Here is a 7463-nt window from a genome sequence, read left to right on the forward strand (position 1 = left end):
CGCAGCAGGCCGCCTCGCCGCGCAGCGCCGCCTCCGGCGGCACCGTCCCGCCGCCCGAGGAGGCCCTCGTGCCCGCTCCCGCCCCGCTGGCGCCGCGCGCCGTGCGGGACACCGCGCACGAGGAGCCGGAGCTCGAGCCGCTGCCGCAGCAGGCCAAGCCCGTCTTCGCGCCGGTCAACCCGTCGCGTCAGGACAGCCCGTTCCCCCAGGGCACCGGCGCGGCGCCGCAGGAGCAGGCGGCGCCGGTCTTCGCGCCCGTCGGCGCGTCGAACGGCGTCCCGAACGGTGCCCCGGCCGACCACGGCCCGAACGGCGCGGCGCAGGACGGCAGCCAGAACGGCGCGAGCCAGAACGGTCACCCGACCGCCTACGACAGCGACCACACGGTGATCCGCGTGCCCGGCTTCGTCGGGGAGCAGCGTTCGGTGGCGCCCGCCGCCCCGCCGCTCGACGGTCCGATCGACTCGGTGCCCTCGTGGGCCCCGGTCCGGGACGAGCGGGGGCGCGACGCCTGACATGCGTAGAACGCCGATCGGTTCCCTGGTCGCGGTGCTCGTGGCCGTGGCCGTCGTCGGCTGGATCGTGCTCCGCGCGCTCGAGGGGCGCGGGGTCTACCTCCCGGTCGTGCCGTGGCTGGTCGACATCGCGATCCTCGGCCTGGCCGCCGCGATCTTCTGGGCCGGCTGGGCCGTGCGCTCCTACCAGAAGGGCAAGCGGCCGACGCTCGACGGCATCCGTGCCGCGCGCACGCTCGTCCTGGCCAAGGCCGCCGCGCTGACCGGTGCGCTGCTGGGCGGCTGGTACCTCGCGCAGGTGCTCGTCGTGCTCGGTGACCTCGGCATCGAGTCACGGCGTGACCACGCCGTGGCGGCAGGCATCGCGGTGCTCTGCTCCGTCGTGCTCACCGTGGTCGGGCTCGTGGTGGAGAAGTTCTGCGAGATCCCGCCGTCGGACCCGGACGACCCGGCGGGCCGCGATCGCGCGGGCTCGGACGAGGGCGAGTCGCCCGCACCCGCCTGAGGCCGCGGGGCGGACGGCGGCCCGCGCACTTGCGCACTGCGGAACAATGGCTTCATGACCAGCCCCTTCGAACCGCACGACGTGACCTGGAACCGCGTGTCCCCGCGCCTCGTGACGGCCATGCTGGTGCCGGCCGCCATCTGGCTCGGTGTCCCCGCCGTCGTGGGTGTCGTGCTGTCCCTGACCCTCAGCCCGTGGTTCTGGATCCTCGCCGGCCTGCCCGCCGCGCTGCTGCTGTGGTCCGTGCTCCTGATCCCTCGCCAGGTGCGGGCCATCGGCTACGCCGAGCGCGACGACGACCTGCTCATCCGCAAGGGCGTCCTGTTCCGCTCGCTGGTCGTGGTGCCCTACGGCCGCATGCAGTACGTCGACGTCGAGGCCGGCCCGCTGGACCGCAGGCTGGGGCTGGCCAAGGTCCAGCTCCACACGGCCTCCGTGGGCACCGACGCCGTGATCCCCGGCCTGCCGCCGGAGGAGGCCGCACGCTTGCGCGACCGCCTGGCGTCCCGCGGCGAGGCCCGGCTGGCGGGGCTGTGAGCACGCCGGAGACCACGCCCGACGCCGCGGGGCAGCCCGCGCCGTCGGGGGACGAGGCGCTGGAGTGGCGCAGGGTCCACCCGGTGACGCCGCTCGTGCGGGGCTGGGCCGTCGTCGGCGCCGCCGTCGTCATCCTGGGGCAGCAGAGCCTGGAGGGCGGCCCGCGCGGGGGCCTGATCGACCTCCTCACCGGCGACTACTGGTGGACGGTGCTGGCGGCGCTCGCCGCCGTCGCGCTCGTCGGCTGGGGCTACTCGGTGCTGGCCTGGCGCATGACCACGTACGCGATCGGCGAGGAGGCCGTGCACCTGCGGCGCGGCATCCTGTTCCGCCAGCAGCGGCACGCACGCCTCGACCGGCTGCAGTCGGTCGACATCCGGCAGCCGCTGGTGGCCCGCTTCTTCGGGCTGTGCGAGCTCACGCTCGAGACGGCGGGCGGCACCGACTCCGGCGTCGCCATCGGGTTCCTCAAGGGGTCCGACGCCGACGCGCTGCGCGCCGAGCTGCTCGCCCGGGCCGCCGGCCTCAAGGTCGCGCGCACCTCGCCGTCCGCGCCGGCCGCCGGCACCGAGGGCCCACCCGGGCCCGAGGGTGCCCCGACGAGCACAGCACCCGAGCCCGCACCGGTCGCGGTCGAGGCCCCGCAGGTGCCCGTCCTCACCGTGCCCGTGGGCCGGCTGATCGCCTCGGTGCTGCGCTCGGGCGCGACGATCATGCTGCTGCTCTGGGCCCTCGTCGTCGTGGTCGTCATGATCGCGACGGGCGAGTTCGCCGTCCTCTCCGCGTCCCTGCCCGCCGTGCTCGGCGCGGGCGGCTACGTGTTCAACCGCCTCACCGGCGAGTTCGACTTCCGGGTGGCCATCTCGCCCGACGGCGTGCGGTTGCGGCACGGCATGCTCGAGACCCGCTCCCAGACCATCCCGCCCGGCCGGGTGCAGGCCGTGCGGCTCGTGCAGAGCGTGCTGTGGCGCGGCCGCGACTGGTGGCGCGTCCAGGTCAACGTCGCGGGCTACGGCGGCGACAGCGAGGAGAAGAACAGTCTGCTGCTGCCCGTCGGCACGCGCGACGAGGCCCTCACCGTGCTGTCCCTCGTGCTGCCGGACCTCGGCATCGAGGAGCCGCGCCGCGTGCTCGACGCGGGCCTCGACGGCGACTCCCGGGCGCCGAGCGTGTTCGTCACGGCACCCCGGCGCACGCGCATACTGGATCCCGTGGCATGGCGCCGCAACGGGTTCGCCGTGACCGGCCGCGCGCTGCTGCTGCGCCGGGGGCGGCTGGTGAAGATCCTCGACGTGGTGCCGCACGAGCGGACGCAGTCGCTCGGCATCAACCAGGGCCCGTGGCAGCGCAGGCTGGGTGTCGCGTCGTTCCAGGTGCACTCGACCGAGGGCCCCGTGCACCCGGAGGCACCGCACCTCGACGCCGACGACGCCGCGCGGCTCATGGCCGAGCAGGCCCGTCGCGCCCGCACGGCCCGCGCGACCGCGGGCCCCGAACGCTGGATGGAACGACAGGGAGAGTGACGACCGGTGAGTGACCCCGACGAGACGGGCCGCAGGCCCGGACGGCTGGGTGTCGGAGTGGTCGGCGCCGGGCGCGTGGGCGCGGTGCTCGGCAACGCCCTGCGCGCGACCGGGCACGCCGTGGTCGGCGCCAGCGGCATCTCCGAGGACTCGCGCGAGCGCATCGACACGCTCCTGCCGGGCGTGCCGAACCTCGAGGTGCCCGACGTCGTGGAGCGCGCGGAGCTCGTGCTCGTCGCCGTGCCCGACGACGCCCTCGGCCCCTTGGTCTCCGGCCTCGCCGACACCGGGGCCTGGCAGCCCGGCCAGCTCGTCGTGCACACGTCCGGCCGGTTCGGCACCGCCGTCCTCGAGCCCGCCCGGCGCGCCGGCGCGATCCCGCTCGCGATCCACCCGGCGATGACCTTCTCCGGCACGTCGCTCGACCTCGCCCGTCTCGAGGGCTGCACGTTCGCGGTCACCGCGCCGGCTCCGGTGCTGCCGATCGGGCAGGCGCTCGTCGTCGAGATCGGGGGCGAGCCCGTCGTCGTCGACGAGGAGGCCAGGGGGCTGTACCACGCCGCGCTCGCGCACGGCGCCAACCACCTCGTCGTGCTCGTGGCCCAGGCCGCGCAGGCCCTGGAGGCCGCGGGCATCGCGACGCCGGGCCGCGTCCTCGCGCCGCTGCTCGGCGCGGCCCTGGAGTCCGCGACGCGGTCGGCCGACGTGCGCGACGGCGTCGGGCCCGGCGCCATCGCCGCGCTCACCGGACCCGTCTCGCGCGGCGACGTCGGCACCGTGCGCCGCCACCTCACCGACCTGAGCGCGCTGGCCGCCGCGAGCGGCGCCACCGACGTGCCCGACAGCTACACCGAGCTCGCTCGCGGGGCCACGCGCCGCGCGCTCGCGAGCCACCGCATCGACGACTCGGCGGCCCAGGCGCTGCTCGACGCCCTGGACAGCGCGACCGGCTCGTCGCGCGCAGGAAGGACGACACCGTGACGACCCAGGCAGACACCCACACCCCGCTCGTGGTCCGCACCCGCGACGAGCTGCGCGACGCGCAGATGCGCTGGGCGCTCGCCGGCCCGCTGGACGGGGCGGCGGACGACGGACCGGGGCGCCGCGTCGTCGTCATGACGATGGGGGCGCTGCACGAGGGGCACCTCGAGCTCGTCCGCACGGCGCGCACGGAGGCGGGGGCGAACGGTCAGGTGGTCGTCACGATCTTCGTCAACCCGCTGCAGTTCGGGCAGGGCGAGGACCTGGACCGGTACCCGCGCGACCTCGAAGGTGACGTGGCGAAGCTCGCGGGCGTCGGGGCGGACGTCGTCTTCGCGCCCACGCCCGACGTCGTCTACCCGGACGGCGACCCGGTGGTGCGCGTGTCCGCCGGGTACGTCGGCGAGGTGCTGGAGGGCGAGCACCGGCCCGGGCACCTGGACGGCGTGCTCACGGTGGTGCTCAAGCTCATGCACCTGGTGCGGCCCGACGTCGCGCTGTTCGGCGAGAAGGACGCGCAGCAGCTCCTGGCCGTGCGCCGCATGGTGCGCGACCTCGAGGTGCCGGTCGAGGTGGTCGGCGTGCCGACGGTGCGCGAGAGCGACGGTCTCGCGCTGTCCTCGCGCAACGCCTACCTGACGGGCGACGAGCGCGAGCGCGCCCTCACGCTGTCCCGCGCGCTGCGGGCGGGCTCCGACGCGGCAGAGCAGGGCGCGACGGGTGTGATCAACGCCGCGCGGGAAGTGCTGGACGGGGCCGACGGCGTCGTGGTCGACTACCTGGCGCTCGTCGATCCGGCGACCGTCCAGGCGGTCCCGGACGACTTCTCCGGCCGCGCGCTGCTGCTCGTGGCCGCACGGGTGGGCACGACCCGCCTGATCGACAACCAGGCCGTCGAGGTCCTGCCCCAGAGGTGACGTCATGAGCTCCGCCCCGCACCGCCCGCCCGCCGCCCGCCCCGCATCCCTGCAGCGGCCCATGATGATCGCGAAGATCCACCGCGCCACGGTGACGCAGGCGGACCTGCACTACGTGGGCTCCATCACCGTGGACGCCGACCTCCTCGACGCCGCGGACCTCGTGCCCGGCCAGCAGGTCGACGTCGTGGACGTGACCAACGGCGCCCGGCTCACCACCTACGTGATCCCCGGCGAGCGCGGCTCGGGCCAGATCTGCATCAACGGGGCCGCCGCGCACCTCGTCCGGCCGGGCGACGTCGTCATCCTCATCGCCTACGGGATGCTCGCCGACCAGGACGCGCGGACGTTCCTGCCGAACGTCGTCTTCGTGGACGAGGAGAACCGCGTCGTCGAGATCGGTGACGAGCCCGGGCAGGTCCCGGACGGGTACGGCCTGCAGGAGAGCGGCCTGCCGATCGAGCCGTTCCAGCACGCCGGCCTGGTGCGGACCGCGTCGGGCCGCGCGTGAGCGCCGCACCAGGACCAGGACCCCGTCTCGCCCGCTCGCTCGCCGCACCGGCCCCCGGCTGGACCGCCGAGGCCGACGCGATCGTCGTCGGATCGGGCATCGCCGGCCTGACGGCGGCGCTCGAGCTGCGCACCCGTGTGCCGCGCGTGCTGCTCGTGACGAAGGGGCGGCTGTCGTCCGGCTCGACGGTGTGGGCGCAGGGCGGCATCGCCGCGGCGCTCGACCCGTCCGACTCGCCCGAGGCGCACCGCACCGACACGCTCGCGGCCGGCGGCGGCCTGTCCGACCCCGAGGCGGTCCGGGTGCTCGTCACCGAGGGCCCGGCACGCGTGCGCGAGCTCGTCGCGCGCGGCGCGGTCTTCGACAAGGCCGCCGACGGCGACATCGCGCTCACCCGCGAGGGCGGCCACCACGCCGACCGCATCGCGCACGCGGGCGGGGACGCGACCGGCGCGGAGATCTCCCGCGCGCTCGTCGCGCAGATCGAGGCCGTGCGGCACGACCCCGGCATCGAGATCGTCGAGAACGCGCTGGTCCTCGACGTGCTCACGACGACGGACGGCCGCGCGTGCGGCGTGACCCTGCACGTGCGCGGCGCGGGCTCGCGGGACGGCGTCGGCGCGGTGCTCGCGCCCGCCGTGATCCTCGCGACGGGCGGCATCGGGCAGGTGTTCCGCTCCTCGACCAACCCGGCAGGCGCGACGGGCGACGGCATCGCCGCCGCGCTGCGCGCCGGGGCGGTGCTGGGCGACCTGGAGTTCGTGCAGTTCCACCCCACGGTCCTGTGGCTCGGTTCGGGCGCCAAGGGTCAGGTGCCGCTCGTCTCCGAGGCGGTGCGGGGCGAGGGGGCGCTGCTCCTCGACGTCGACGGGCACCGGTTCATGCCGGGCGTGCACGAGATGGCGGAGCTCGCCCCGCGCGACGTCGTCGCGCACGCGATCGTGCGGCGGATGGCCGCGACGGGCGCCGACAACGTGCTGCTCGACACCCGCCACCTCGGCAGGGACTTCCTGCGCACCCGGTTCCCCACCATCAACGCGCGCCTGCTCGAGGCGGGCATCGACTGGTCGGAGGAGCCCGTGCCCGTGGCGCCCGCCCAGCACTACCACTCGGGCGGGGTGGTGACCGACCTCGACGGCCGCTCGACCGTCGACGGGCTCTACGCCGTGGGCGAGGTCGCCTGCACGGGCGTCCACGGTGCCAACCGGCTCGCGTCGAACTCGCTGCTCGAGGGCCTGGTGTTCGCGGCGCGCGCCGCGCAGGACGTCGTGGCGCGGTTCGACGCGGGGGAGCTGCGGCAGGGCGAGCCGGCCGAGCGTCCTGGCGGGTCGGGGCTCGTCGCGGCCGCCGCGCGCTCACGCGTCCAGAAGGTGACGTCCGCCGGGTCGGGGGTCATCCGGTCGGCACGGTCGCTGGCCGAGGCCGACGAGCGGCTCGCCGCCGTCCGGACCGACGCCCACCTGGCCGCCGACGTGGTGGCCGAGCCGCAGGCCGCCGAGTGGGAGACGACGAACGTGCACCTCGTCGCCCGCGCGCTGACCCGCGCGGCGTGGGCGCGCGAGGAGACGCGCGGCGGCCACTACCGCACGGACTTCCCCCAGCCCGACGACGCCTGGCGCCGCCGGATCCAGGTCCGCCTGGACGCCGACGGCACGCTCCACGCCCGCTGACCCGGGCGGGCTCGCGGCGGCGGGCACCCGGAGCGACCTCAGGGCGCCTGCGGCGTCACGTACGCGATCGGGTCCGCCGGGGTGAGCTGGGCGCCCTCCGGCGCGGCGTGCTCCAGGGTTCCCGCGGCCTCGGCGACGAGCTGGGACTCCATCTTCATCGCCTCGACCACCGCGACGGGCTGCCCGTCGGCGACGGTCTCGCCGTCGGCCACGAGCCAGCGCACGAGGGTGCCGGGCATGGCCGGGCGGACCGGGACGCGCGCCCCGTCCGCGGCCGACGTCGCCGCGCCGCCCGGGGCCGCCA

The 7463-nt window shown here is 76.0% G+C and carries 8 protein-coding genes and 1 pseudogene; 8 read left to right on the top strand and 1 reads right to left on the bottom strand.

The features are described from left to right. The 8 genes and pseudogenes from HLB15_RS21235 to HLB15_RS21270 all read left to right on the top strand — a co-directional run. Positions 1 to 515: pseudogene (locus HLB15_RS21235) on the top strand (hypothetical protein); the annotation flags it as partial. Between the two features lies 1 nt (position 516). Beyond that, positions 517 to 1020, top strand: a complete 504-nt coding sequence (locus HLB15_RS21240; protein ID WP_171108417.1) for a DUF3180 domain-containing protein — start codon at positions 517 to 519, stop codon at positions 1018 to 1020. 54 nt (positions 1021 to 1074) lie between these two features. Next, positions 1075 to 1557, top strand: a complete 483-nt coding sequence (locus HLB15_RS21245; protein ID WP_171108420.1) for a PH domain-containing protein — start codon at positions 1075 to 1077, stop codon at positions 1555 to 1557. Continuing rightward, positions 1554 to 3080: a PH domain-containing protein gene (locus tag HLB15_RS21250; protein WP_171108422.1), complete on the top strand. Its 1527-nt coding sequence runs from the start codon at positions 1554 to 1556 to the stop codon at positions 3078 to 3080. Before HLB15_RS21245 ends, HLB15_RS21250 begins: the two co-directional genes overlap by 4 nt. Before the next feature lie 6 nt (positions 3081 to 3086). After that, the gene (locus HLB15_RS21255; RefSeq protein WP_171108424.1) at positions 3087 to 4061 is read left to right on the top strand and encodes a Rossmann-like and DUF2520 domain-containing protein; all 975 of its coding nucleotides are present in this window, start codon (positions 3087 to 3089) and stop codon (positions 4059 to 4061) included. 65 nt (positions 4062 to 4126) lie between these two features. Further along, the gene (gene panC, locus HLB15_RS21260; RefSeq protein WP_212760191.1) at positions 4127 to 4978 is read left to right on the top strand and encodes a pantoate--beta-alanine ligase; all 852 of its coding nucleotides are present in this window, start codon (positions 4127 to 4129) and stop codon (positions 4976 to 4978) included. A 4-nt stretch (positions 4979 to 4982) separates the two neighbouring features. Next, positions 4983 to 5489, top strand: coding sequence for an aspartate 1-decarboxylase (gene panD / locus HLB15_RS21265; protein ID WP_229785117.1), 507 nt, complete (start codon positions 4983 to 4985; stop codon positions 5487 to 5489). Then, a complete protein-coding gene (locus tag HLB15_RS21270; protein ID WP_171108428.1) occupies positions 5486 to 7159 on the top strand; it encodes an L-aspartate oxidase in 1674 nt (557 codons plus the stop codon). Before panD ends, HLB15_RS21270 begins: the two co-directional genes overlap by 4 nt. Before the next feature lie 38 nt (positions 7160 to 7197). On the opposite strand, the gene HLB15_RS21275 is transcribed toward HLB15_RS21270, so the two are convergent. Then, positions 7198 to 7463 (bottom strand): acyl-CoA carboxylase biotin carboxyl carrier protein subunit (locus tag HLB15_RS21275; protein WP_171108431.1); only part of this gene is annotated, 266 nt, incomplete at its 5' end.

Source organism: Promicromonospora citrea (assembly GCF_013004695.1).
Classification (GTDB): domain Bacteria; phylum Actinomycetota; class Actinomycetes; order Actinomycetales; family Cellulomonadaceae; genus Promicromonospora; species Promicromonospora citrea.

What these genes read in the sequence shown, in the direction of transcription:
- panC (WP_212760191.1), top strand. Translation starts at nt 4,127, where the DNA reads ATGCGCTGGGCGCTCGCCGGCCCGCTGGACGGGGCGGCGGACGACGGA.
- HLB15_RS21240 (WP_171108417.1), top strand. Translation starts at nt 517, where the DNA reads ATGCGTAGAACGCCGATCGGTTCCCTGGTCGCGGTGCTCGTGGCCGTG.
- panD (WP_229785117.1), top strand. Translation starts at nt 4,983, where the DNA reads ATGAGCTCCGCCCCGCACCGCCCGCCCGCCGCCCGCCCCGCATCCCTG.
- HLB15_RS21245 (WP_171108420.1), top strand. Translation starts at nt 1,075, where the DNA reads ATGACCAGCCCCTTCGAACCGCACGACGTGACCTGGAACCGCGTGTCC.